The sequence below is a fragment of the Actibacterium sp. 188UL27-1 genome (assembly GCF_016901225.1).
In the GTDB taxonomy this organism is placed as follows: domain Bacteria; phylum Pseudomonadota; class Alphaproteobacteria; order Rhodobacterales; family Rhodobacteraceae; genus 188UL27-1.
In genome coordinates, this window is sequence record NZ_JAFEUL010000003.1 from 267489 (window position 1) to 294135 (window position 26647).

At 54.6% G+C, this 26647-nt stretch carries 24 protein-coding genes; 12 read left to right on the plus strand and 12 right to left on the minus strand.

Annotation, left to right across the window (positions count from 1 at the left end; genetic code table 11):
* Positions 1-20 precede the first annotated feature (20 nt).
* Positions 21-782: a MipA/OmpV family protein gene (locus IU397_RS06655; protein ID WP_204411926.1), complete on the plus strand. Its 762-nt coding sequence runs from the start codon at positions 21-23 to the stop codon at positions 780-782.
* Here the strand turns inward: IU397_RS06655 and dnaQ are convergent.
* From dnaQ to IU397_RS06675, 4 genes are read right to left on the minus strand one after another with little or no spacing between them, the layout of a single operon-like run.
* The gene (gene dnaQ, locus IU397_RS06660; RefSeq protein ID WP_204411927.1) at positions 779-1480 is read right to left on the minus strand and encodes a DNA polymerase III subunit epsilon; all 702 of its coding nucleotides are present in this window, start codon (positions 1478-1480) and stop codon (positions 779-781) included. The genes IU397_RS06655 and dnaQ overlap by 4 nt on opposite strands.
* The gene (gene coaE, locus IU397_RS06665) at positions 1473-2069 is read right to left on the minus strand and encodes a dephospho-CoA kinase (RefSeq protein ID WP_204411928.1); all 597 of its coding nucleotides are present in this window, start codon (positions 2067-2069) and stop codon (positions 1473-1475) included. Before coaE ends, dnaQ begins: the two co-directional genes overlap by 8 nt.
* A complete protein-coding gene (locus IU397_RS06670; protein ID WP_204411929.1) occupies positions 2066-2893 on the minus strand; it encodes a shikimate dehydrogenase in 828 nt (275 codons plus the stop codon). Before IU397_RS06670 ends, coaE begins: the two co-directional genes overlap by 4 nt.
* Complete coding sequence (locus IU397_RS06675) at positions 2886-3485, minus strand: nucleoside triphosphate pyrophosphatase (RefSeq protein WP_204411930.1); 600 nt, start codon at positions 3483-3485, stop codon at positions 2886-2888. The genes IU397_RS06670 and IU397_RS06675 overlap by 8 nt, the downstream gene beginning before the upstream one ends.
* Positions 3486-3891: 406 nt before the next feature.
* Here IU397_RS06675 and hemJ point away from each other — a divergent pair, with 406 nt between their 5' ends.
* From hemJ to IU397_RS06710, 7 genes are all read left to right on the plus strand, one after another.
* Positions 3892-4353, plus strand: coding sequence for a protoporphyrinogen oxidase HemJ (hemJ, locus tag IU397_RS06680; protein ID WP_204411931.1), 462 nt, complete (start codon positions 3892-3894; stop codon positions 4351-4353).
* 109 nt (positions 4354-4462) lie between these two features.
* The gene (gene rho, locus IU397_RS06685) at positions 4463-5734 is read left to right on the plus strand and encodes a transcription termination factor Rho (protein WP_204411932.1); all 1272 of its coding nucleotides are present in this window, start codon (positions 4463-4465) and stop codon (positions 5732-5734) included.
* 25 nt (positions 5735-5759) lie between these two features.
* Complete coding sequence (gene mnmE, locus IU397_RS06690) at positions 5760-7049, plus strand: tRNA uridine-5-carboxymethylaminomethyl(34) synthesis GTPase MnmE (protein ID WP_204411933.1); 1290 nt, start codon at positions 5760-5762, stop codon at positions 7047-7049.
* 12 nt (positions 7050-7061) lie between these two features.
* Entirely contained in the window at positions 7062-8927 is a 1866-nt protein-coding gene (gene mnmG / locus IU397_RS06695) for a tRNA uridine-5-carboxymethylaminomethyl(34) synthesis enzyme MnmG (protein WP_204411934.1), read from the plus strand.
* Complete coding sequence (rsmG, locus tag IU397_RS06700) at positions 8924-9556, plus strand: 16S rRNA (guanine(527)-N(7))-methyltransferase RsmG (RefSeq protein ID WP_204411935.1); 633 nt, start codon at positions 8924-8926, stop codon at positions 9554-9556. Before mnmG ends, rsmG begins: the two co-directional genes overlap by 4 nt.
* Positions 9546-10349: an AAA family ATPase gene (locus tag IU397_RS06705; RefSeq protein ID WP_204411936.1), complete on the plus strand. Its 804-nt coding sequence runs from the start codon at positions 9546-9548 to the stop codon at positions 10347-10349. The genes rsmG and IU397_RS06705 overlap by 11 nt, the downstream gene beginning before the upstream one ends.
* Positions 10350-10359: 10 nt before the next feature.
* Positions 10360-11253, plus strand: a complete 894-nt coding sequence (locus tag IU397_RS06710) for a ParB/RepB/Spo0J family partition protein (RefSeq protein ID WP_204411937.1) — start codon at positions 10360-10362, stop codon at positions 11251-11253.
* Here the strand turns inward: IU397_RS06710 and IU397_RS06715 are convergent.
* Genes IU397_RS06715 through rph form a run of 4 tightly spaced genes read right to left on the minus strand, consistent with a single transcriptional unit; the run spans position 11228 to position 14032 of the window.
* Positions 11228-11581 (minus strand): YbaN family protein, encoded by a 354-nt coding sequence (locus IU397_RS06715; RefSeq protein ID WP_204411938.1) that lies wholly within the window; start codon positions 11579-11581, stop codon positions 11228-11230. The two genes, IU397_RS06710 and IU397_RS06715, sit on opposite strands and share 26 nt — an antisense overlap.
* Before the next feature lies 1 nt (position 11582).
* Positions 11583-12722, minus strand: coding sequence for a radical SAM family heme chaperone HemW (gene hemW, locus IU397_RS06720; RefSeq protein ID WP_204411939.1), 1140 nt, complete (start codon positions 12720-12722; stop codon positions 11583-11585).
* A complete protein-coding gene (gene rdgB / locus IU397_RS06725) occupies positions 12715-13326 on the minus strand; it encodes an RdgB/HAM1 family non-canonical purine NTP pyrophosphatase (protein WP_204411940.1) in 612 nt (203 codons plus the stop codon). Before rdgB ends, hemW begins: the two co-directional genes overlap by 8 nt.
* Entirely contained in the window at positions 13310-14032 is a 723-nt protein-coding gene (gene rph / locus IU397_RS06730; protein WP_204411941.1) for a ribonuclease PH, read from the minus strand. The genes rdgB and rph overlap by 17 nt, the downstream gene beginning before the upstream one ends.
* Positions 14033-14145: 113 nt before the next feature.
* On the opposite strand from rph, the gene hrcA reads away from it, so the two are divergent.
* Together hrcA and IU397_RS06740 are read left to right on the plus strand one after the other, a co-directional pair.
* Positions 14146-15216, plus strand: coding sequence for a heat-inducible transcriptional repressor HrcA (hrcA, locus tag IU397_RS06735; protein WP_204411942.1), 1071 nt, complete (start codon positions 14146-14148; stop codon positions 15214-15216).
* Between the two features lie 3 nt (positions 15217-15219).
* Complete coding sequence (locus tag IU397_RS06740) at positions 15220-15798, plus strand: nucleotide exchange factor GrpE (RefSeq protein ID WP_204411943.1); 579 nt, start codon at positions 15220-15222, stop codon at positions 15796-15798.
* Positions 15799-15913: 115 nt separating this feature from the next.
* On the opposite strand, the gene mutS is transcribed toward IU397_RS06740, so the two are convergent.
* Together mutS and pip are read right to left on the minus strand one after the other, a co-directional pair.
* Positions 15914-18520, minus strand: a complete 2607-nt coding sequence (gene mutS, locus IU397_RS06745; RefSeq protein WP_204411985.1) for a DNA mismatch repair protein MutS — start codon at positions 18518-18520, stop codon at positions 15914-15916.
* Between the two features lie 190 nt (positions 18521-18710).
* Entirely contained in the window at positions 18711-19700 is a 990-nt protein-coding gene (pip, locus tag IU397_RS06750; RefSeq protein ID WP_204411944.1) for a prolyl aminopeptidase, read from the minus strand.
* Between the two features lie 67 nt (positions 19701-19767).
* Here pip and ubiG point away from each other — a divergent pair, with 67 nt between their 5' ends.
* On the plus strand, positions 19768-20514 hold the full coding sequence (gene ubiG / locus IU397_RS06755; protein WP_204411945.1) for a bifunctional 2-polyprenyl-6-hydroxyphenol methylase/3-demethylubiquinol 3-O-methyltransferase UbiG: 747 nt from the start codon (positions 19768-19770) through the stop codon (positions 20512-20514).
* Positions 20515-20727: 213 nt separating this feature from the next.
* Here ubiG and IU397_RS06760 read toward each other — a convergent pair whose 3' ends face one another.
* A complete protein-coding gene (locus IU397_RS06760; protein ID WP_204411946.1) occupies positions 20728-23190 on the minus strand; it encodes a M10 family metallopeptidase C-terminal domain-containing protein in 2463 nt (820 codons plus the stop codon).
* A gap of 609 nt (positions 23191-23799) precedes the next feature.
* Here IU397_RS06760 and IU397_RS06765 point away from each other — a divergent pair.
* Positions 23800-25371 carry a phosphate ABC transporter substrate-binding/OmpA family protein gene (locus tag IU397_RS06765; protein ID WP_204411947.1) on the plus strand — a complete coding sequence of 524 codons (1572 nt, stop codon included), beginning with the start codon at positions 23800-23802 and terminating at the stop codon, positions 25369-25371.
* A gap of 60 nt (positions 25372-25431) precedes the next feature.
* Here the strand turns inward: IU397_RS06765 and IU397_RS06770 are convergent, their stop codons facing one another.
* On the minus strand, positions 25432-26637 hold the full coding sequence (locus IU397_RS06770) for a winged helix-turn-helix domain-containing protein (protein ID WP_204411948.1): 1206 nt from the start codon (positions 26635-26637) through the stop codon (positions 25432-25434).
* Positions 26638-26647: the final 10 nt, after the last annotated feature.

A 26647-nucleotide genomic window follows, 5' to 3' on the forward strand; every position in this document is an offset into this window, starting at 1 on the left:
ACTCCAAAAGGGGATCCGCCATGAACTTGAAACTGATCTGCATCTCAGCCGTGTTTGGCCTGACAAGTCAGGCCGCCTTGGCCGAGACACAGTTGGAATTTGTGTTGGGTGCCGGCGCCAGCAATGCGCCCGCCTATATCGGTTCAGATGAAAACGAGTGGTCGCCAACCGGTATCTTGCTGCCTGAATATGTGAAGATCGGGCGGCTGAGCTTTGGCAGCATTCCTGGACAGCCCGAAAAGCTGGGATTTGGTCTGCGCGGATCCTTCCGAGTCGTGGGTGAACGCGATAGCAGCGAATATGATGAGCTGGACGGGCTGGATGATGTGGATGCCGCTGTCGAACTTGGGTTCGGCGTGGGATATGAAGCAGAGCGATACCGAGTTTTTGTCGATGTTCGCCAAGGTATCGGTGGCCATAGCGGGCAGGTGGCAGAGTTTGGCGGCGATTTGAAATGGTCGGTCAATGATGCGCTGAGTGTCGAGGTTGGACCACGGGTCTTTCTGGGGTCCGATGCCTATTTCGACGCGTATTTCAATGTCACGGATGATGAGGCGGCTGCGAGCCAGTTCGACGCTTACAATTCTGGCGGCGGTTTGGTTTCAAGCGGTCTTCAATTGCGGGCAACCTATGAGCTAAACCCGGATTGGAGCGTCATCGGCACGTATCGCCATGACGTCTTGCGCGACGATGCAGCGGATAGCCCGATTGTTGAAGAAGGGTCTGACCGTCAGAACTCGGTATCGGTTCTGCTGACGCGGCGGTTCTCGCTGAACTTCTAAAGTTGGTCTTTCGCTATCTTTGCCCATAAAGCGTTATCGCCCAAGGTTGCGACGAATGCCTGATGGGCCGCATTTTCATCGGCTGTGAGCCTGGACGGCAAGGGCGTGGGGCGTGGTCTGGGCCGCCAGATCGTTATGTCTCCAGCCTCTTTGCGCGGACCGTCATTAGAGAGCGCGAAATCGGGCTGTCGCCCGCCAATAAGCTCCAGATAAACATCTGCCAGGATCTCACTATCCAGCAACGCACCGTGTTTTTCGCGTGCTGAGTTATCGATACCAAACCGGCGACACAGCGCATCAAGAGAAGCCGGAGAGCCCGGGAACCGTTTCCGGGCAATGGCAAGCGTATCAAGCGCCTGATCGTTTGGGAGTTTGGGTTTGCTGGCCCAGTCCAGTTCTGCATTCAGGAATTTCATGTCGAACGCGGCGTTATGGATCACCAGTTTGGCATCGCCGACAAAATCCAGAAATTCCTGGGCGATAGACTGAAAAACAGGCTTGTCCGCCAGAAATTCTTCACTGATGCCGTGAACATCGAACGCTTCCGTCGGCATATCGCGCTGCGGATTGATATATTGGTGATAGGTGCGGCCGGTGGCGACGTGATTAAACAGCTCGACCCCGCCGATTTCGACGATCCGGTGACCTTCCTTGGGATCAAGGCCTGTGGTTTCGGTATCCATCACGATTTCACGCATATCGACCCCTCCGGATGTCAGTCAGCAAAGTGTCGACCTGTTTTTCGACCGCTTCAAGGCTTGATGTTTCGATCGCCACATCCGCGCGCGCCCTTTTTTCCGTATCCGGGATCTGACTGGCCAGAATGCGGTCGAAGTGGTCCGCTGTCATATTGGGACGCTCCAGTACGCGCCGGCGCTGTTCGGCGGCATCAATGCTGACGACGACGACGAGGTCCATATCCTTTGCTGCCCCGGTCTCAAACAAAAGCGGGATGTCCAGGACGCAAATCGGTATCGATGTGTTTTCTAGAAAAGTAGCGCGATCCTGTTGCACCAGGGGATGCACGATGGCCTCGATGCGCTGCAAAACTTCGGCATCCTGCTGGATGAGACGTTTCAAAGCACCACGGTCAACCGTGTGGTCGGTGATCGCCTGGGGCCATTCGGCACTGATTGCTTTGACCGCTGCGCCGCCTTGACCGTACAGGCGGTGAACGGCGGCATCAGCATCCCAGAGTGCGACATCATCATGGGCGGCAAAGATCCGGGCCGTAGTCGATTTGCCCATCCCGATGGAACCCGTCAAACCAATGACAAAAGGCGTCATCCCAGCACGACTTTGCGGGTGGCCTGGTCAACGGTGGGTTCTGCCCCAAACCAGCGTTCAAAACCTGGGGTTGCCTGGTGCAACAGCATGCCCAGCCCATCAACAACACGGCAGCCCATCGCCCCTGCCTCTTGCAAAAGAACCGTATGGAGCGGTGTGTAAACCAGATCGCTGACGACGCAGCCTGGCTCCAAGCCATCGAGCGGCACGCGAAATTCTGGCTTGCCAGCCATCCCAAGTGACGTGGTGTTGACGACCGTGGCTGCGCCTTCGAGCATGTTGCCCGCCTGAACCCATTCATAGACAGTGATCTTGGGGCCGAACTCCTTGCGCAAGGCTTCTGCCCGTGTCCGGCTACGATTGGATAGACGAATGTCAACGACGCCCAACTCAATCAAGGAATGAATGACCGCGCGGGAGGCCCCGCCCGCGCCGAGTATCGCGGCTGGCCCCTGTTTTGCATCCCAATCAGGGGCGGCCTGACGCAGATTGGCGATAAAGCCATAACCATCTGTATTATCGGCATAAATTTTGCCTTGCCGAAAGGTAAGCGTGTTAGCAGCCCCAATAAGCGCAGCCCTGTCAGTGATGACATCCGCCATGGTCAGGACAGTTTCCTTATGGGGAATCGTCACATTGATGCCGACAAAGCCCATCTTTGGCAGCATCGGCAGGGTATCCCGCAGGTCCGCCTGGTTGATATGGAGCGGCACGTAATGGCCCCGGATCCCATGTACCCTAAGCCAATGATTGAACAGCACAGGTGACCGGGAGTGGGCGATGGGAGACCCGATCACACCAGCAAGCGGGATCTGATCAATCATCTTCTAGGACGCCTCTATCCGACAGGTAATTCAACGTTTGAAGCAGCGGAATACCCAATACGGTGAAGTAGTCCCCATCGATTCGCTGGAACAGTCGGATCCCCTCTGCGTCGACCCGATAATGCCCGACGCAGTAGGAGACATCCAGCCAATGCCGCGACAGATAGCGATCAATGTCATTAGCTGTCAGGGCACGCATGGTGAGGGTGGCTGTGGCGACATGGCGCCAAACAGGTTTGGCATTTTCATAGATGACCACGGCAGAGTGCACTTTATGCTGCTGTCCCTGAAGGCGTGATAGCAATTCTGCCGCTTCGGCCTGATCCCGGGATTTACCGATAGCTGCGCCATCAAATTCTAGGATCTGATCTGCTGCAAGAACAAAACCAGCGCTTGTTTTGGAAGCCACCCGGCGCGCCTTGAAATCGGCCAAGGCGTCACTCATATCTCTTGGCGATACGTCGTCTTGGGTCAGAGATTTACGAAGCGCGTCCTCATCCACCCGCGGTTTTTCAACCGCGAACCGAATTCCGGCACGTTCAAGCAACGACCGCCGGATAGGCGATCCCGAGGCAAGGATTAAATCGGACATGTGGATAATCTATGTATTGGAGTGTGGCGGCCAAGTGGACGGAGTGTTAACCGAAATCGACATCTGGTGAAAGTGCCACAGAAACCGGATGTGTCCAAAAAGTGTCAGAATTTTGTTAACTGTTACTATGTTGCCATAATTGCCGTTGACAGCGTTGGTCATGCACATTTTTCCCCGAATTCATCCACAGGCTAAGACATCAAGTGATCCGCTTAAACTACTGATATAAAAAAATCTTTTTTGGTGTTTGGTATCGGGGTAAATTGGAGCTAAAAAGCATCCACACGGGGATAGAGGTGGGGACAAATATTTAATCCCAGTTATACACAGCCCCTACATCATCATCTATCTTTCCTCTTCTTATATATTTTAAGAGAAGGCGACTGTCGGGAGGCGAAATCATTCCATGAACTGGATCGAAACAGCGTTGCTTGCGGCCTATCCCTGGACGAAATCATTGCATGTGATGTCGGTCATCGCGTGGATGGCCGGGTTATTCTACCTGCCCCGATTGTTCGTCCACCATACAGAGAAGGTGACAGTGGGATCAGACACGGATGATCTGTTTCAGATGATGGAACTGAAACTGTTTCGCGTGATCATGAACCCGGCGATGATCGCAACCTGGCTTTTTGGGTTGATCCTTGTCTTTACCCCGGGCGTGGTTGAGTGGACGGCGATTTGGCCTTGGACCAAGGCGGCGTCGATCATTGCGATGACCTGGTTCCATCATTGGCTGGGGCGACGACGCTCTGATATCGTGGCGGGACAGAATACCCATACCGGACGACAATATCGGATGATGAACGAGGTGCCGACGCTTCTAATGGTGGTGATCGTGGTTTCAGTCATTGCGCGCCCATTTTGACGGCCTAATTGACTCATGCTGGTCGAGTTCGTATACGCCAGCGCAATGGCTGTTCTGCCAGGTCCATCCCTGACATCTAAAGACCCGCGGTACGCCGCCTAGAGGTTCTATGACTCAAGACAAACTCACACTCTCTCAGTTGAAAGCCCATACACCGGCAGATCTGCTGGCGATGGCCGAAGAACTGGAGATCGATAACGCCTCCACCATGCGCAAGGGCGATATGATGTTCGCTATCCTCAAGGAGCGGGCTGAGGATGGGTGGGAGATCTCTGGCGATGGTGTGTTGGAGGTGATGCAGGACGGGTTCGGGTTTCTACGTTCGCCCGAAGCGAATTATCTGCCTGGCCCCGATGATATTTACCTGTCGCCTGACATGATCCGCCAGCACGCGCTGCGGACCGGGGATACGGTGGATGGCGTAATCCAGGCGCCACGCGAAACCGAACGGTATTTCTGCATGACAAAGGTCACGCAGATCAATTTCGAAGAGCCGGAGCGAGCCCGTCACAAGGTTAACTTTGACAACCTAACCCCGCTCTACCCCGATGAGCGGCTGAAGATGGAGATCGAGGATCCAACCATCAAAGACCGGTCGGCGCGTATCATTGATCTTGTGGCTCCCATTGGTAAGGGTCAGCGGTCGTTGATCGTGGCTCCGCCGCGCACGGGTAAGACGGTTCTGTTGCAGAACATCGCGAATTCGATCGAGAACAACCATCCGGAATGCTACTTGATTGTTTTGCTGATCGATGAACGGCCGGAAGAGGTCACCGACATGCAGCGGTCGGTCAAAGGTGAGGTGATCAGTTCGACATTCGATGAACCGGCCACACGGCACGTTGCAGTCAGCGAGATGGTCATCGAAAAAGCGAAGCGCTTGGTCGAACATAAGCGGGATGTGGTGATCCTGTTAGATTCGATCACCCGGTTGGGTCGGGCGTTCAACACGGTTGTGCCGTCGTCTGGCAAGGTGCTGACTGGTGGTGTTGACGCAAATGCGTTGCAACGCCCCAAGCGGTTCTTTGGTGCCGCGCGAAATATTGAAGAGGGTGGATCACTGACCATCATTGCGACGGCTCTGATCGACACGGGGAGCAAGATGGACGAGGTCATCTTTGAGGAGTTCAAGGGCACCGGTAACTCAGAGATCGTGCTGGACCGCAAGATTGCGGACAAGCGAGTTTATCCCGCCATGGATATTCTGAAGTCCGGCACACGGAAAGAGGATTTGCTGGTTGACAAGATCGATCTGCAAAAGACCTTTATTCTGCGTCGGATCCTTAATCCCATGGGAACGACAGATGCGATTGAGTTCTTGATATCGAAGTTGAAGCAGACGAAGACGAACTCTGAATTCTTCGACTCCATGAATACTTAATCATTTCAATTCAATAGGTTAGGGTATGGATACCATCTTTGCCCCGGCCACTGCACCGGGTCGTGCAGGTGTCGCGATCATTCGGGTTTCCGGGCCTGCTGCAGACGATAGCCTGGATGTTTTAGGCGTAACCAAGCTGCCTGTATTCCGACAGGCGGCCGTCCGGAAGATCTTTACCACGGACGGTCTCTTGGACGAGGCGTTGGTCCTGCGATTTGCGGCAAATCACAGCTTCACAGGTGAGCCGGTGACGGAGCTGCATGTGCACGGTAGCGAGGCAGTTCTAGCGAAAGTCATCTCGATCCTTGCTGATATTCCCGGCTATCGCATGGCAGAGGCTGGAGAGTTCACCCACCGAGCCTTGCATAACAACCGGATGGATCTGACCCAGGTTGAAGCATTGGCTGACTTGATTGATGCCCAGACGGAAGCGCAACGGAAATTGGCGGCGTCTGGCTTTTCAGGTGAATTTACCAAACAGATAGAGACGTGGCGATCGAACCTGCTGCGAGCGGCAGCTCTGACCGAGGCCACCATCGATTTTGCCGATGAAGATATCCCGGAAGACGTGATGCCGGAAGTGACCCAGATTTTGGATCTATTGATCGATGAATTTCGGTCAGAGATTGATCATGCGCAGTATGCCGAGCGGGTCCGCGATGGTTTTGTGGTGGCCATTGTCGGTGCTCCGAATGTTGGCAAATCGACCTTATTGAACCGGATAGCCGGGCGTCAGGCGGCGATTACGTCTGATATCGCAGGGACCACCAGGGATATCATCGAGGTTAAGCTGGACTTGGGAGGATTGCCCGTCACTTTGCTTGATACTGCGGGATTGCGGGAAACAGATGACGTGGTCGAGACGATTGGTGTTGATCTGGCCATTGAGCGTGCCCGGTTGGCAGATATCCGGTTGTTTCTCGGGGATGCCGGAGTTTTCAAGGATGATCTATATATCGATGGCGACTTGGAAGTTATCGCCAAAGCTGACCTTGGGCAGAACACTGGCAGTCTGGCGATTTCCGGTTTGACGGGCGAGGGTATGGACGCGGTCTTGGATCAGATTGTCGACCGTTTGCATGGTCGCTATCCGGGCGAAGGAACAGCGACGCGGTACCGACACCAGCGAGCGCTGTGTGACGGGAGCAAGGGGCTAGCGGAGGCTGTGTATTTGCTGAAATCGGGTGAAGTGGAAGCAGAGCTTATCGCCCAAAACATTCGGTCTGCGATATCTGCTCTGGATAGCCTAGTAGGCCGAATTGGCGTAGAAGACTTGTTAGGAGAGATCTTCAGTAGTTTTTGTATTGGAAAATAGAGGCTGTTTCACGTGAAACACCAAGATTTTGATGTAGTAGTCATAGGTGGTGGTCATGCGGGCTGCGATGCGGCCCATGCTGCGGCACGGTTGGGTGCTCGTACGGCATTGGTGACTTTACGCCGCTCTGATTTGGGTGTGATGTCGTGTAACCCGGCAATTGGAGGCCTGGGCAAAGGTCATCTGGTGCGGGAAATAGATGCTCTGGATGGTTTGATGGGCCGCGCTGCTGATATGGCTGGTATCCAGTTTCGGTTGTTGAACCGCAAGAAAGGGCCAGCTGTTCAGGGTCCGCGTACTCAAGCGGACCGTAAGCTTTATCGATGCGCTATGACATCCCTCATCGTAGATACGCCAAATTTGACGGTGATTGAAGGCGAAGTCAGTGATCTGGACATTGAAGGAGCGTCAATATCAGGAGTTTACCTTTCGGATGGATCACACATATCCGCATCTTCCATCATTTTGACCACTGGCACGTTTTTGCGCGGTGTGGTCCATATCGGTGATGTATCCTATTCCGCTGGCCGTATGGGAGATAACCCATCGATTGCCCTGGCTGATCGGATCCGGGAGTTGGGTTTACCGATGGGCCGTCTTAAGACAGGAACACCACCGCGTCTTGATGGTCGTACCATTAAATGGGATCAGCTCGGGCGGCAACCTGCTGACGCGGAACCGGTGATGTTCTCGTTCTTGTCCAAGGCGCCGATAGCGCAACAAATTTCGTGCGGTATTACATATACTAACGAAGCAACCCACGAAATTATCCGCGCAAATTTAGACCGATCTTCGATGTATGGTGGATATATAGAGGGGGTAGGCCCTCGGTATTGTCCATCTATAGAAGATAAGATTGTCCGGTTTGCCGATAAGGAAGCTCATCAGATTTTCTTGGAACCAGAGGGTTTAGACGACCATACCGTATATCCCAACGGCATTTCGACATCTCTTCCTGAGGATGTTCAATGGGATTACGTTCGCTCGATTATTGGCCTGGATCAGGTCGAAATTTTGCAACCGGGTTATGCTATTGAATATGATTACATCGATCCCCGGGTTTTGGGTACAGACTTGCAATTGCGGGGTGTAAAGGGCTTTTTCTTGGCTGGCCAGATCAATGGTACGACTGGATATGAGGAAGCCGCGGCACAGGGTTTGGTGGCGGGTCTAAATGCTGCCCTTTATGCTCGGTCAGAACCTGCTGCAGTGTTTTCCCGTCGGGATAGTTATATCGGCGTCATGATCGATGATTTAGTCACACAAGGCGTGACTGAACCATACCGAATGTTCACATCTCGTGCCGAATATAGGCTGTCTTTGCGGGCTGATAATGCTGATCAGCGACTAACGCCTATTGGACGGGATATAGGATGTGTAGGGGAAAGTCGCTGGCGGCAGTTTGAGAGTAAGTTGAATGAGTTGAACCGTACAACTGGAAGGCTGTCACGCTTTTCCGTCACATCTCGACAGCTTCAGGCTGAAGGTGTTCGAGTAAATGTAGATGGGCCGCGGAGAACCGGTTTGGAAGCACTGTCGTTGCCTCACTGTAGTTTTGAAACGCTTGTTGATATCGGCTTTGATAATACGGATGTTTCACGTGAAACATCTGATCAGGTGGAGCGAGATGCGCTATATGCCCAGTATCTTGACCGGCAGGAAAGCGATGCACAGAACCTACAGAAAGACGAAGATGTCAGTATTCCTGCAAGCTTTGATTTTTCGGCACTTTCGGGATTGTCAAATGAGCTGAAATCGAAGCTCAGGATCGCTCACCCGACGTCGCTTGGTCAGGCGGGACGCATCCAGGGTATGACGCCTGCGGCACTTACTTTGATATTGTCTCATTTGAAGAGGGTTGAGCGTCGATCAGCATGACTTCGCTAGATGCCAGTCTTTCGATACTACCATTCGATGTTTCACGTGAAACATTGGATAAGTTAAATTTATATGAGCGCCTGCTTTATCAATGGAATGCTAAAATTAACTTAGTGGCGAGATCGACGCTACCCGATAGATTTCACAGGCATTTTGTAGATTCCGCTCAATTGCTGTCTTTTGTTTCTGACGATTGGGGAGATTGGTTGGATCTTGGATCGGGAGGCGGATTTCCAGGACTGGTCTGCGCTATATTGGCTGCTGACCAGTATCCGCGCTTGAGTTTTCATCTTGTTGAAAGCGATCAACGTAAATCCGTCTTTTTGAGAACAGTAGCGAGAGAAACTGAAACGAACGTTAAGATATTAGCACATCGCGTAGAGGACCTATCGCCTCGTCAAGCCAGCTATCTTTCAGCACGCGCATTATCTGCTTTGCCGGATCTTCTGCACATGGCCCACGCCCATCTGGCATCTTCAGGCGTCTGCCTTTTTATGAAAGGTGCAAATTACCAAGAAGAAGTCATCTTAGCGCGCAAAACATGGAACTTTGATCTTCAGACTCATCCGAGTATTACGCATAGTAGGTCAGCGATTCTTGAGCTGAAAGGCCTGCACCGTGTCAAATAGAACAACACAGCCAAAGATAATCGCAGTCGTTAATCAAAAGGGTGGTGTGGGAAAGACAACCACTGCCATAAATCTTGCCGCAGCTCTCGTAGAGCAAGGAGAGCGCGTCCTGATAATTGATTTAGATCCGCAGGGAAACGCATCGACAGGTTTGGGTATAATGCCCGATCAGCGAGAATTAACGACCTATGAATTGCTCCTCGAGGGTGCACTAATCAAGGATATCGTTGTAAAGACTAATAATCCAAATCTTGATATAGCTCCGAGTACAACTGATTTAAGCTCGGCCGATATTCAACTTGCGTCACGAGAACGTCGTAGCTTTATCTTAAAGAACGCGTTGTCACAGCAGACTGTGAGAGATCTCGGCTACCAACATGTTTTTATAGATTGTCCGCCATCGCTAAATCTGCTGACCGTCAATGCGATGGTTGCGTCGGACTCCATACTGGTGCCACTTCAGAGCGAGTACTTCGCTCTTGAGGGTTTATCCCAACTTATGCTGACTTACCGCGACGTTCGCCAAACGGCCAATCCAAAGCTTCGGATCGAAGGAATTGTGCTGACAATGTTTGACCGGCGCAATAACTTGTCTCTCCAGGTCGAGGCAGATGCCCGTAGTGCAATGGGCGAATTGGTTTTCGAAACACGGGTTCCCCGCAATGTGCGGGTCAGTGAAGCACCGAGTTTTGCAAAACCGGTACTGTCATTTGATCCAACATCGAAAGGCAGCATTGCTTACCGAGCCCTAGCCCAAGAACTGTTGAGCCGCAAAGTTGGCCAAGCGGCATAAGGAATCTGAGATGTCAGAGAAAAAGAAAACTCGGGGTCTGGGTAGGGGTTTGTCGGCGCTAATGTCGGACGTTGCCTTGGATCAGGTTGAACAGCAGAACGTACCGCGCAGCAGTGATCAAAACCTACCAATTGAACTGATCAAGCCGAACCCAGATCAGCCGCGCCGTGTATTTCTAGAGGATGATCTTACTCAACTTACTGATTCTATTAAAGAAAAAGGGGTCATTCAACCGCTGATCGTCCGACCTCAGCCGAATGGAACGTACCAGATCGTTGCTGGAGAGCGGCGCTGGCGTGCAGCCCAAATGGCGCAGCTTCATGAAGTGCCGGTTGTTGTCCGAGAATTCAGTGATATCGAGACGCTTGAAATCGCGATCATTGAAAACATTCAACGTGCAGACCTCAATCCCTTGGAGGAAGCGCAGGGATATGCACAGTTGATCGAGAAATTCGGCCATACTCAGGATCAAATGGCTCAGGCCCTTGGTAAGAGCCGCAGCCACATCGCCAATTTTCTGCGGTTGCTGAAATTACCTGAACCGATCCGCGATATGTTGATGGTAGGTGACCTGACGCAGGGCCATGCCCGCGCGCTGATCACGTTGGATGACCCTTTACCCTTGGCCAAACGCATCGTGGCCCAGGGGTTGTCAGTGCGGGAGGCGGAGCGTCTTGCAAAAAGTCTCACAAATCCGCGCCCCGATCCGGTGAAACGCTCAGTCCCAGTCAGGGACGCAGATACGGTTGCTTTGGAGAATGATCTATCTGCGAACCTGAATATGAAAGTGTCGATCAACCACGTCGACGGGGCGGGTAAGTTAACGATCAACTACGGCGATTTGGACGAATTGGATACAATTTGCCAGCTACTATCCGTCAGCCAACGGGGCGCGTCCATATAAACACCAGAACTGCGCTCAAGATGACAGCCTGGATCAGCAAGATCGTTAGCCTGATGTTCAGCAGGACGGATATCCCAAAGACAACCCCGATAGATACAGTCGCAGCAATCTTGGCCGACTTTCTGATCGCCCCGTTCGCTTGCCAGTCTCGAATGGGCGGACCAAATAAGGGATGCGAGACCAACCAATGATGGAGTTGCGGAGAACTTTGCGCGAAGCAAAACGCCGCCAGCAGCAAAAATGGCACCGTCGGAAGTAGAGGCAAAGCAATGCCCACAGTGCCAAGGCACAACGCGATAATCCCACACGTGGCCCATATGATGCGCATGCTAGTCCGCCAGTAGTTCGCTCAACACAGAATTTAGGACCAATCGACCCTTTCGCGTAGTAATCAATCGATCATTCTTTTCGCAAAGCAAACCCAACTCAAGCAAGTATTTGACTTTACAAGAATTAATCTGCCTACGAAAATTATTGTCCAACACTACTCCTTCGTTCAGACGGAGCCCCATCATCAAACGCTCGGTTAGATGCCCAGCAGGTAGAATTGGTTCCCAATAGGTTGGACGTGCCGGATCTTGGCGACAGTGTTCCAACCAAATTTGTGGCGACAGGTCTGTCTGCGTTCCATGGCGCCCATCTGCCATTGTCAGACGCCCATGGGCACCGGGACCGATACCCACCCAATCGCCCCCACGCCAATAAATGAGGTTGTGTTGGGACTGTGCACCATGAGCCGCGTGGTTTGACACTTCATAGGATGGTAACCCACTGGCTTCACACAGGTTTTGCGTCAGTTCGTACATGTCGGCTGACAGATCTTCGGCGGGCAATCCGCGCAATTTGCCAGCATTAAACCGATCAGCAAACGCTGTGCCGTCTTCGATCGTCAGTTGGTACAGGGACAGATGATCGGCAGACAGCGCCAATGCCTCGGTCAATTCGGCTTCCCAAGCGGCCAAGGATTGATCTTGCCGTGCATAGATCAAATCGAACGACACCCGATCAAAGATCCTCCGGGCGATATCAAAGGCGGCCAGGGCTTCTGATACGCTGTGCAAACGTCCCAAGGCGCGGAGATCCGCATCCCGCAGCGCCTGGATCCCCATCGAGACACGGTTCACACCGGCCATGCGGTAATCGCGGAACCGGTCTGCTTCGACAGAGGTCGGATTAGCTTCCAGCGTGACCTCGATATCATTCGCGAGAGACCAGGTGGCGCGGATCTTGTCCAGGACCGCATCCACCACGGCGACATCCATCAGACTTGGCGTTCCGCCGCCGAAGTAGACACTGTTGAGGATGCGGCCCTTGGTCAGCTCGCCGAAATATTCAATCTGCTGACCATAGGCCTCCGCCCAGGCCGTCTGATCGATCTGTGCCACGACATGGGAGTTGAAGTCGCAATAGGGGCATTTGGCCTGACAAAACGGCCAATGCAGGTAGAGGCCAAACCCTTGATCAGCCAAAGCAACCCTTGCTCAGTTTTTCAAAAGCGACAGATCGGTGAGACATGGCATGTTTGCGGGCCGGATCCATCTCTCCAAATGTTTCGGTTTCTCCATCGGGCAGGAACATTGGGTCAAATCCAAACCCGTTCTCGCCGCGCATGGGCCAGGTCAGTTGACCTTCAACGGCACCTTCGAACACTTCGTCATGGCCGTCGGGCCAAGCCAAACAAAGCGTACATACGAACCGAGCCGACCGTGGGGCAGGGGCCGCCTTTTCCTCGCACATGTCCCAAACCCTGGTCATCGCCATCTTAAAATCGCGCCCCTGGGGTGTCTCGGCCCAGTCCGCAGTATAAACGCCAGGTTGTCCGTCCAACGCATCCACGATGATCCCGCTATCATCGGACAAAGCGGGCAAGCTGCTATTCTGCGCCGCAAAATGTGCCTTGATACGCGCGTTACCGGCAAAGCTGTCCTCGGTCTCTTCGGGTTCTTCCAATCCCAACTCACCGGCAGAGGTGACTGAAACCCCAAACGGCTCAACCAAAGCTGCAATCTCCCGCAATTTGCCCGCATTGTGGGAGGCAAGGATCAACTGATCTCCGTCAAACTGCCGCATCAACCGCCGCTTTCTGGGCTGCAACCAGTTCGGCTACGCCACTTTCGGCCAGATCCAGCAAGGTGTTCATCTGATCGCGGCTGAATGTGGCACCTTCGGCGCTCGCTTGCACCTCGATCAGTTTGCCCGCGCCGGTCATCACGAAATTCCCGTCCGTCCCGGCCTCTGAATCCTCAGCGTAATCCAGATCCACAACCGGTTGCCCGGCATAGATCCCGCAACTCACAGCGGCCACATGATCCATCAGCGGGTCCGAGATGATGTCGCCTGCCTTCATCAACTTGCCGACGGCCAGACGCAGCGCCACCCAAGCGCCTGTGATCGAGGCACACCGCGTCCCGCCATCAGCCTGCAACACATCGCAGTCGATTGTGATCTGCCGCTCACCCATGGCGACACGGTCAACACCAGCACGCAAGGACCGCCCGATCAGACGTTGGATTTCCTGCGTCCGGCCTGATTGCTTGCCAGCCTGCGCCTCGCGCCGCATCCGCGTGTTGGTGGCCCGCGGCAGCATACCATACTCGGCGGTGACCCAACCCAATCCGCTGCCTTTCAGGAATGGTGGAACTCGCTCTTCCAGGCTGGCGGTGCACAGAACATGCGTATCACCGCATTTGATCAGGCACGACCCTTCCGCGTGGCGCGTAAACCCGGTCTCAATTGAAATCGGACGCATCGCATTTACGTCTCTGCCAGATGGTCGCATGGTGGCCTCCCGTTGGATCTCCACACTCTTCGCGCGCAGGTCAAGGTGATGCAACCCCGCATTGACCCCGCCCGATCCCTGAATTTAGGTGGAGGGGCAGACAGGACAAACCCGTGAACGATGCCTCGAAGATCATCGATGAACTCAACAGCCGCTCGCGCGAGGTGTTCCGCCGGGTGGTCGAAAGCTACCTCGATACGGGGGACCCGGTTGGTTCGCGCACGCTCACCCGGGATTTTTCCGAAAGTGTCTCCGCGGCGACGATCCGCAACGTCATGCAGGATCTCGAATATCTGGGTCTCCTCGATAGTCCCCATGTCTCGGCTGGGCGCATCCCGACTCAGCTTGGCCTGCGGCTCTTTGTAGATGGCCTGCTTGAAATGCGCGACCTTCAGGCCGACGATCAGGCCATGATTGACGCTACACTGGGGGAGAATGAGCCCGACGTTGGCCATCTGATGGGCCGCATCGGTGCCGCCCTGTCGGGTGCTACACAAGTCGCGAGCCTAGTTCTTGCGCCCAAACATGAAGCACCAATCAAACATATCGAATTCGTCCAACTGGGCCATGACCGCGCCCTTGTCGTGCTGGTCTTTGCCGATGGCCATGTCGAAAACCGCGTTTTCATGCCGCCACCCGGGCAAACCGCCAGCTCCATGCGAGAAGCTTCCAATTTTCTCAACGCCTTGGCAGAAGGCCGCACATTGTCGGAACTCTCTACGGCAATCGCCGATCAGATCTCGATGCGGCGCCAGGAAATCGACGCCTTGGCCAAGGAACTGGTCGAAAGTGGGCTCGCCATATGGTCTGACGAGGAAGAAGCCGAACCGCGCCTCATCGTTCGTGGCCGCGCTAACCTGCTGGATGACAGTACCGACGCCGAACACCTGGACCGCATCAAAACCCTGTTCGATGATCTGGAGCGTAAGCGCGACATTGCCGAGTTCCTGGACCTTGCCGATCAAGGCGACGGCGTGCGCATTTTTATCGGTTCTGAAAACAAGCTTTTCTCACTTTCGGGTTCCTCTTTGGTGGTCTCTCCCTATATGAACGCAGACCGAAAGGTGATTGGCGCGGTGGGCGTGATTGGTCCCACGCGTCTGAACTATGGAAGAATCGTTCCCATTGTGGACTACACCGCCCAGATGGTGGGGCGCATTCTGACGGACCGAGGCAAAGGGTAATACATGGCCGACGCAAAGAAATCGCATGATCCGGATGAGCAATTGGATATCACGGCTCTGGCCGAGGACGGTGCAGATATCGATTTGACGGAGATCTCGTTCGACGGTGGTTCGGATGAGGTTGAGACCTTGCGGGCTGAACGGGATGACATGCGCGACCGGTTCATGCGCGCTCTAGCTGACGCAGAGAATGCTCGCAAACGGGGCGACCGTGATCGGCGCGAGGCTGAGCAATATGGCGGCTCCAAACTGTCGCGAGACATGCTACCGGTCTATGACAACCTGCGCCGGGCGCTCGATGCTGTTACGGATGAACAAAAAGCGACCGCTGGACCGGTTATCGAAGGGGTTGAACTGACCCTGCGTGAACTGGTCAATGTCTTCTCAAAACACGGCATAACCGCTATTGCACCCCAGGTTGGCGATACGTTCGACCCCCAACTTCACCAAGCCATGTTTGAAGCTCCCTTGCCCGGCACCAAAGCTGGCGAGATCATCCAGGTGATGACCGAAGGTTTCATGCTGCATGACAGGCTCCTCCGTCCCGCACAGGTTGGCGTCTCCTCGACCCCGGCATCATGATAAAACAGCAGCGCTGGTTATTCCAATTACGTGTTTCACAAACACCCCAACCCTACTTTCTTATTGGTGAAAATACTCCGGGGGTTTGGGGGCTGGTCCCCAATCCTAACACCCGTCATCCATCCCCCAAGGCTGCCTTTAGCTCGTAGATCACATCCAGAGCTTCCCGTGGCGTCAGGGTATCTGGCAAAATCTCCCTCACCCGATCCTCCACCACGGATCCGGCGTATTTGGCTGGCGCAGGTGCTGGGTTTACCGAAAATAGCGGTAGATCATCGATCATTGCTGCGGGTTTTCCGCCTTCTCGGTCGCCTCTCTCCAACGCTTCCAAGATCGTCTTGGCGCGTTCGATCACGGATCCTGGCAAACCAGCCAATCGCGCGACTTGAACCCCGTAAGATCGATCCGCCGCGCCGGGCCGCACTTCATGCAGGAAGATCACGTCGCCATCCCATTCTTTCACCGCAACGGTGGCATTTTCGACACCGTCCAGCTTGCCCGATAGGGCTGTCATCTCATGGTAATGGGTCGCAAACAGCGCCCGGCATCGGTTGATGCCGTGCAAATGCTCCAACGTGGCCCAAGCGATGGACAGCCCGTCATAGGTGGCTGTGCCACGACCGATTTCGTCTAAAATCACCAACGCATTGCCATCCGCCTGGTTCAAAATCGCCGCCGTCTCGACCATCTCCACCATGAAGGTCGACCGACCCCGCGCCAGATCATCCGACGCCCCGACTCGGCTGAACAATTGCGACACCAGCCCGATATGGGCCGAGGTGGCGGGTACGTAACTCCCCGCCTGTGCCAGTAATGCGATCAACGCGTTTTGCCGCAGAAACGTCGACTTACCTGCCATGTTTGGCCCGGTCAGCAACCAGATATGCGCGCCTTCGGCCCCATCGGACAGCGCGCAATCATTGGCCACAAACTGCTGCCTACCCTCGCGCCGCAGGGCCAACTCAACGACCGGATGCCGCCCGCCCTCAATCTTGAAGGCGTGGGAATGGTCCAAGTGCGGCCTGCACCATTCCTCTCCCCGGGCTAAGTCAGCCAGGGCGGCGGCCACATCCAATTCTGCCAAAGCTCGCGCGGCATCGCCAATTGGGCCGGATGCCGCCAGCACCTCCTGACGCAACGCCTCGAACAACCGCTTCTCGATCTCCAGCGCTCGGTCGCCCGCATTGCGGATCTTTGTCTCCAACTCAGACAATTCAACAGTCGTGAATCGCACGGCGTTCGCGGTTGTCTGTCGATGGATGAACGTCTTTGACAAAGGTGGTGTTAGCATCCTGTCGGCATGAGTCGCCGTCGTCTCGATAAAATACCCAAGCACATTGTTGTGCTTCACCTTTAACGACGTTACGCCTGCCAAAGCCGCATAATCTGCCTGCATCCCGGCAATCACTCCGCGCCCCTCGTCGCGCAGCGTTCGCGCCTCATCCAAAGCGCCGTCATAGCCGGTTGCAATGAACCCGCCATCCCGCGCCAACAACGGCGGCTCGGCCACCATGGCGTCGTCCAGCAAGGCCACCAGGCCTTCATGCCCGGCCAGGGCCACACGCCACCTGGCAACCATGGGCAACTCTGCTGTAGGCAATCCAATTGCCAAAGCCTGACCAAGCCCCGCCCGTATGGCAGCCAAATCCCGTGGCCCACCCCGTTCCAGCGCCAGCCGCGACAGGGCGCGGTCCATATCAGGGCAGGATCGTAATGCGGCGCGCAACCCTTCCGCCTCGGTCGTCTCGGCCACGAAATGCGCCACAACAGTCAGGCGATCCTTGATAACCCCCAAATCACAGGAAGGGCTGGCAATCCGCCGCTCCAACAACCGCCCGCCCGCCGCTGTCACCGTCCGATCAATCGCCGACAACAACGAGCCAGCCCGTCCGCCCGACAAGGCATGTGTCAGTTCCAGGTTCCGTCGGGTCGCAGCATCGATCTGCATCGCGCCACCCGATTGCTCCAGAACCGGGGGACGTAACAACGGCAACTTGCCTTTCTGTGTGAGCTCCAGATAAGCCACGATTCCGCCCAAAGCCGCCAATGCCGCCCGCGAAAACGCTCCAAATGCATCCAGGGAGCCAACATTGTAAAGCGCCTTCAACCGCTCCTCAGCGCCGGCACTGTCGAAACTCCCTGGCGCCAACGGGGTCAACGCGATTCCGAAATCTGCCTCCACCTCCGCGTGATCCGCCAACGCGCTGTCGGCCACCAACAGCTCACGCGGAGCCAATCGAGCCAATTCCGGCCCCAATCGGGCGCAATCCATTACACGCAACTCCCCGGTTGAGATATCGACCCAAGCCAAAGCGCCCGCACCCCGTATATCGACAAATGCCGCCAGATAGTTGTGCCGCCGCGCCTCCAATAGGCTGTCTTCGGTTAAGGTGCCGGGGGTCACCAACCGTACTACGTCACGTTTCACAACCGACTTGTAACCGCGTTTTTTGGCCTCCGCGGGACTCTCGATCTGCTCGCATACGGCCACGCGAAATCCCTTGCGGATGAGAGTCAGCAAATACCCCTCGGCTGCATGGACCGGCACGCCGCACATGGCGATATCTGCGCCTTCATGCTTGCCCCGCTTGGTCAATGCGATGTCCAACGCAGCCGCCGCTGCAACCGCATCGTCAAAGAACATCTCGTAAAAATCGCCCATCCGGTAAAATAAAAGCGCATCCGCATGCGCCTCTTTGATCGCCAGATATTGCGCCATCATGGGCGTCGGACCAGTGCCGCTCAAAACAAATTCCCCGCCGAATATTCGCTGAACCTAACCCAGCTCATGAACAGGGGAAACGCCATTTCCATCACGCCAAAATCCTGCGGCCTTACTGGTGAAGCGTCCTGCGATACCCTTTGGGTTGCCTTGGGCAAGCCTCTTCACAGTGCCATATGTTCATGGCCCGTCAGAACCCCAACTTGGCTGCGCCTCGCAGGATCGATTTTGTGGTGCGCACCAACTCGGCGCTAATCCCGGGTTCGGATAAGGCGTGACCGGCCAGGGGGATCAGTTGCAGATCGCAGCGGGACCATCGCTCCGCCAGTTTCCAAGCGGACGTCGGGGGGCAGATCATATCGTATCGACCCTGCACCAAAGTCCCTGGAATATGATTGATAAGGGGCATGTCCTGCAGAATTTGCCCGTCGCGGTTCAGGAAGCCGCCATTGGTGAAGTAGTGGTTCTCCAACCGGGCAAAGGCTCGCGCATAATCGGCTGGGCTTTCGCCCATTGGTCCGTCGTTTTCAATCGAAGCGAGCGCATTTTCCCATGCGGCCCATGAGCGGGCAAATCGCGTTTCCATCACCATATCGCCTGAGAACAATCGCCGGTGATAGGCGCCGATCAGATCATCCTGCTCATCTGCCGGAATAAGACCTGCAAACTTGGCCCAATGATCGGGAAAAAACTGTGCTGCACCACCACCGTAGAACCATCTAAGCTCTTGCTGTGTCATCAGAAAAACGCCACGTAGAACCAGGTAACCCACCCTGTCGGGATGGGCCTGTGCATAGATCAATGACAGTGTTGCGCCCCAACTACCGCCGAATACGACCCAGCGGTCGATATCCAGTGCCCGGCGGATCCGTTCGATATCGGCCACTAGATGCCAGGTTGTGTTGTCACTGACGCTGGCATGGGGGCGGGACCGCCCACAACCACGCTGATCGAACAGGACGATGCGATATTCGGACGGGTCGAAATACCGTCGCATAGCAGGGCTACAGCCACCGCCAGGGCCGCCATGCAGCACTATAACCGGCAAACCATCGGGGTTTCCGCACTGCTCCACGTAAACGCGATGACCATCTCCCATATCCATGACACGCTGATCGAACGGGTCGATCGGCGGATAAAGAAATTGAACTGCGCTTTTTTGACCGGCCCTTTTATCCATACCCAACCTATATAGCGCCCTAAGCCGCGGTGCCATCACAATGGTACCCAAACGACAGGAGCCGTAAATGTCTGACACCACAATCGATCCCGGCGAGATCGCAAAATTCGAGGCCATGGCTGCAGAATGGTGGGACCCCAACGGGAAATTCAAACCACTTCACATGCTTAACCCTTGTAGATTAGACTATATCTGCCAGCAGATTGCTGCAGAATTTGATCGCGATCTTGAGGCTGATGTGCCGTTCGCGGGCTTGCGCATCCTTGATATCGGTTGCGGTGGTGGCTTGCTGTCAGAGCCGATGGCCCGCCGGGGTGCCGATGTCGTGGGTGCCGACGCGGCGCCACGTAACATACCTGTGGCCCAGGTCCACGCTGAGCAGTCCGGTCTGACCATTGATTATCGCCACACAACTGCGGAGGATCTGGCCGCAGCGGGTGAACAATTTGATGTGATCCTGAATATGGAAGTGGTGGAACATGTCTCAGATCCACTTGCGTATCTGACGGCCTGCCAACGGCTTTTGAAACCCGGTGGGTTGATGGTGTGCTCGACGCTGAACCGCAATCCCAAGAGCTACGTGATGGCCATCATCGGGGCAGAGCACGTTATGCGCTGGCTACCCAAAGGCACCCATGAATGGCAGAAATTCATCACGCCCGACGAACTCTATGATCTGCTTGGTAAATCCGGTCTCGACCCCGTGGATCGGAAAGGATTCACGTTTAATCCCATAAGCTGGTCTTGGTCGATCAGCGCCCGCGATCTGAGCGTTAACTACGTCACGGCAAGCGTGAAACCGGAGGTGGGATAGAGGGCCCGCCTTCTCTTTATGACCAGTGGCAAACATTGGTTGTGGGTGCCGTTGATCAGGCAGTCCAGACGCTTGCCGACGTACGTACATTTGCCGCCGTTGGCAGAGCGGGTGGTTTAAATTTACCCCGATATCAGCCGAAACGGCTGCGTTCCCATGGTTTTGCAGGGCCAGGTCGCCATCAATTTACTTTGGGCGACCTGGCAGATTCAGTTAGGCAACAACGAAATCATCAAAGATTAGTCCTTCCGCCATCGCGACATATCCGGCGGTTTCATTGACGTGACGCGTTTCATTATTCGCTGATTTCTCTTCTTCCACGAATAGTGAGACGCCAGTGTCGCTCAGTTTGCGCATCCGAACGGTGGCTGTGTCGCTTCCGTCTGTGCTTTGCATGTCTGCCAGGAGAACAGGAGCTGTGTCGAACTGTGCATTGAACTCGAAGCTATCGGTCTTGTGACTCAACTGATCTGCCGTGAGGAACACATCAAGTTCCGTCGCGGTCCCGGTTTCCAAGGCAATCCACGACACGGTCTCGTCAGCATGGGAGCCCCGCGCTTCTTCCTCCTGCAACTTGACCTTAAAACCGTTGCCATCAACATTTTTGATGCGCGTTGTCACAGCATCAGCCTCGTTAACAGAAGTTACTTCAGCCAAGACGACAGCTTCTCCCAAGGTCGTACCAAAGCCGACTTCCGTGAATTCGGTGCCAGTGCTTTGCGTCCCCGCAACGATGGTTTGGCCGTTGGCGAGAGAATGCGTCCCTTCCGATATTGCCAGCCAACCAATGGTTTCAGGAATGTGGAACCCATCCAGATAGGTCCATTCATCGATCTGAAACTCAAAGCCAGTATCCGTAACATTGCGGACACGTGTCGTGGCGGGCTGGGCGCCATTGAAGGTAATTGGACCCATGACAACAACGGCATTGTCAATCACGGCATCGAAGATGACACTGTGCCATTGCGTTGCGTTGTCTTGCTGAACGGTGACCTTGCCACTTTGACCTATGGGACCTGTTGCAACTGTCTGGGCACCATTGATTGTAACTGAGACATCCGCCTCATCCGTGCCGCCGTTACCATCAGACACGGTGTAGAGGAAGGTATCCAGCGATGTCTCACCATTGCCAAGCGCATCAAACGCGCCGTTCTGGGCGTAATCGATTGTATTGTCGTTGTTCAGCGTCACCGTTGCACCCGAAGCAAGGGTTACAGTTTGGCCAACCTCAATACTTTGCCCTTCGATCGCGGTGATGGTCAGTGAATCGAGGTCGCTGTCACCGTCATTGGCCAAAACATCGAGGGTGAGTGCCGCGCCCTCCTGAACAGTGGCAGCGTCATTGCTGGCTTCTGGTGCGGCATTGCCGAACAGATCGAAGATGGCCGAAAAACTATAGGTGACATCCGAAAATTCGAAACTCTCGATCGTGTTGTAAACAGTGTCAATGCCGTCCCCGACCACCTGGATCGCATTTTCCAACAACGCAAAGGAGTATGCCCCAAAGGCTGATGAATAAACGACGGTATCAAAGCCCGCATCGCCGTAGAATGTGTCATTGCCTGTTTTGCCAGCGAACCGGTCGTTTCCGCCGCCACCCTTCAGCACGTTATCGGCGCTATTGCCAATCAACTGGTCATTTCCGGCGCCACCGATGGCGTTTTCAATCACTGTCCCAACGGCGAGGGTGAGGTTTCCTGTCTTGCCGCCGATATTCGACGCATTCTGGAACGTTTGATTGGCCGTTTGGACCGTCAGGTCGATCTTTTGATCTGCGCTGTAACCACTGACATCCAGTGTATCGATACCACCACCATCCACAATCGTGGACGCTGTCCGGTCAGCGTAATCGGAATAGGCGTTCCAGATCCTACTTTCGTCTTCGGTGATGTTGGTATTGAAGCCAAATGTCGTGTCTCCGGTGAACGCATTTGAGACACCATAGCCAAACTGGCCGTAGATCTTGTCGAGCGCCAGCCAATCAACGGCCATAGGTGTTTGCAGAAACTCCGTTTTGGCGTTCACGGCCGTATTCTCCCCCTGGGAGAAATACGACATCATGGTTGCTTGCCAGCTATCCAGCTCAAACGCGGCGTCGGTGGCGTAGCGAGCACTGCCGTTGTAATTGCCCTGGTGTCCCAAGCCCAATGCATGGCCGATCTCATGGAAGACCGTCTGCAGCGTGTAGTCATCATAAGTTGATGTCCCGCCCGACCAGTTTTTGGCGATGTTCACATAGGAATAGTAGATCGTGCCATCGCTATATTGTGTTGACCCGGCAAAGGCGCCACTGCGGTTGTCGGAAAAGAAGAAGTCGACAAGACTGTCATCCGTGCTTGTAGTCTCGACAAAATCGATCCCAAGGACAGCTTCATAGACATCAAACGCGTCGCGGATCAATTCGGCGCGCACAGCCGTCACACCATCAGTATCGCTGCCACCGCCATAGCGCAGTGGCCCAAATCCATTCACGTTGTAGTGCAGAACACCATTATTAGCGTCTGGCCCGGATGTCCCGACGTTGTGACGCAACCCATTTCCGTTGTTCCAATACCCCTGCTCTAGAAAGTTCGCCATTTCTTGAAGGGTAGCGGTATTGCCTGCGGACGATGACGCCCCTCCGCTGGTCGGAGTTTGTGCGCGGTCGAGGTCATCGTCGAATTTATCGGCATTCATGCATGCAGAACACATACACGTAGAGAGGTGATCAGACAGATCCATACTGGTAAGAGACCCATTCAACTCGGTCGAGGATTTATCGACCGAAGCGCTTCGATCATAATTTTGCAGCTGCTGTGAAGACATGGGTGGCCCGCTGTTCTAGCCCCACACCCATCAGCCAAATTATCTATTTCTGCCAATTTTACTACCGGCTAAATAGGAAACAGTTGTGCTAAAATGTTCTTTCGAAAACTTGGAAAAAAAGCGAGCTGGGTGCTTGGTATCGACTTATCACAAAGAGATTCTATGCAGCAAACGGTAGGGGTGACCCGGCAATGTCGCACGAACTACATTGTTCACTGATCCTGAACAGACAAGATGTATTCTAGCGATGCGTTTTTCGAAATTGGTGCCAAATCGCGTTCAACCGACTGCCCATGCAGAATCTCTTCTATGGACATCTACCTCTTGTTCGGAACAGGTCGACAATTCATGGAGGCAACATTCAAAAATTTGCGTATTCTGGGAAGGTCTGGCACCAACAGAACGCAATATACAGACACGGCAAGGTGTCATCCCGTCAATAATGGTCGATAGCGCGTTGGAGTAGGTACTATGAGAAGATTGAGCAGAATTGGCGCCTTGGCGGTGTTGATCGTTGGGGGGATGCTGGTTGTTTCTACCCCTTTGCATGCGCAAGAAGTGCAGCTCATGTCCAGCGATGGCACGGTGAATGTGACGGGTGAGTTGATCGACTTTGAGGAAAACACCTATCGGATCCGAACCGCGTTGGGTGAGTTTCGATTTGCCGCCAACCGGGTTCGGTGTGTTGGCGATGCCTGCCCCGATTTAAGCCAGGACGAGGTTGATATCATAGTTTCCGGATCCGATGAAGTCGGTGCTGGGCTGATGCCGCTTCTCTTGGAAGGGTATTCGGGCGCAAGAAATGCAGAGGCAACGCTGCGCAACACCGCGCTGCCTGGTCAACTCGTTGCGAATCTGATCAGCGATCAGGGCTTTGGCGATGACCTTGCATCGATCCAGGTTACCAGTACCAACGCCACAGCGGGTTTGACTGATCTGCTGGCCAAAAAATCAGATATCGCAATGACGTCCCGCCGAATTGTCCCGCAAGAGGCGCAAGCATTTGCTGCCAGCGGGGCCGGAGATATGCGGGCACCGGCACAGGAACATATTCTCGCAGTCGACAGTCTGATTGTCATCACCAACCCTAGCAATACGATCACGACACTGGATGTGCGCCAGTTGTTTGGTATCTATAGCGGGGCGATCACAAACTGGGCGCAAGTTGGCGGCCCGGACCTGCCAGTTCAGGTTGTGATCCGCAATGTAGGCGAAAATCGTCGTGATGCCTTTGAAAGCAGCTTTTTCGGCAGTGCCGAGGTATCTCTGACACAGAATGCGCAAGTGGTTCCTGATAGCAACGCCGTGGCACAATTCGTCAACGGCAATGCTGGCGCGATTGGCGTTGTCGGTTATGCGTTTCAACGGGGTGCGAGCACCATCAACATTATCAACCAGTGCGGCATCACCATGGTGCCTGACGCATTTTCAGCCAAAACGGAGGAATACGCGCTGCAACGGCGCCTATACCTTTACACTCGGGCCGATCAAACCACACCCGCGATTGAGGATTTCATGACATGGTCCACCTCTGCCGAGGCGGATGGCGTTATCCGAAAAGCAGGGTTCATCGGCTTTAACGTTGACCGACGTGAGCAATCCAGAACTGATGTGCGAGCGCGTGCCATGGTGAACGCGGGAGGATCGCCAGCAGAAAAGGCTGTCATGCAGCGGATGCTGGCGGCCATGGATGAATATGACCGTCTGTCCACGACGTTCCGGTTCGAAACCGGGTCCGCCCTGCTGGATGAGCGTGGCCAGATCGATAAGGCACGCCTTGTCGATTATCTTGAGAGCCAGCCTGCCGGATCGGATGTTTTGTTCGTGGGCTTCACCGACAGTATCGGCCAGTTCGATTACAACCTTGGTTTGGCAGAAAGCCGCGCCGGTGAAGTCATGAGAAATGTGCAATCCTTTGCTGGCGATCGTCTTGCCAACCTGACCATGTCGTCGCTGGGATACGGAGAGATTTCCCCATCTGGCTGCAATGCCAGCGATCAGGGTCGCCGTATCAACCGCCGGACTGAGGTTTGGATAAAGTCCCCAGGTTGATCCGTTTTATTCAAGGGTGCGGTGTCGCCGGGTGATGATAATCAGCCGGTCGTTGCAGATCTAAAAATCACTGCGTAACCAGCCATTTTCAAATATTACCTGTGATACGCCTGCAAGCCCTGCGGTCCGTGCGAGGGCCGCGTCAAGCTTTGTCAATCGCCCGGCTCCAAAACGAACATTCTTTTCGGCCCATAGGGCGGATATGGCCAGACAATCCCTGTCTCGATCTGCCTTCATGTCGATCCGCCCGACAAGTTGATCGCCTTCCAAAATCGGGAATACGTAATAGCCGTAACGTCGTTTGTGTTCCGGCACAAAGATTTCGATGCGATAGAAGAACCCAAACATCCGCTCTGCCCGCTTTCTATCACGCAAGGCAGGGTCAAATGGGCTAAGAATACGAAGCCGCGACGTGGGCCGAACCGGTGCCGCATCAAGTGTGCCCGGCCACATGAAACTCTTGCGCAGACTTCCATCGGCCTGACCAATGTTGGCTTCTATAATTTCCCCTCTGGAATATGTCTGCCCGCACCAATTCTTGGCCTCCAAGGGAGTGATCAGATCCCAGAACGCGGCCAGTTCGCCCGACGTTGCAAACCCCAGCCGGTCCAGCGCACTTCGACAGGCCCAATCCACAGTCTCTTCTTCTGTGGGCGTTATGCCCAGATATTGGCGCGGGATGACCCGCTCTGTCAGGTCATAGACCTTGCGAAACCCATCCCGCCGCGTGACAGACAGTTCGCCGGTCCGCCAAAGATACTCCAGCGCGATTTTTGAGGGACGCCAATCCCACCAACCGCCTGAGGATCTACCCTCATCCTCTCCGACATCCGACGAACTACAGGGCCCGTCGCTGGAGATGCGCTGCAAAACGGTCTCGAACTTATCCTCGAACCCGTCTTGCCGTCGTTTCTGCCAGCGCTCGGCGAGGCGCGCCTCATGCCGTCTGAATTTCAGCTTCCAATGCGGAAAGAACGGCATTGAGATCATGCTGGCATCATGGGTCCAGTGCTCAAAAGCACCACGATGGTGGTCATGCAGCCGGGCAAGACTTCTGGGGCGATAGCTTGGACAGCGGACATGGAGGATCATGTGATGGGCTCGCGCCACGGTGTTGATCGAGTCGATCTGGACAAAGCCAAGATCGTCGATCATTTGCTGCAGATCCGCACCACGCCCTGAACCGGACGGTGTTTTGGCCAGGCCGTGATGATCTAGAAACAGGGCACGTGCCGTTTTGTTGTCGATTTGAGGCAAGGTTGTCATGGAGTAAGCT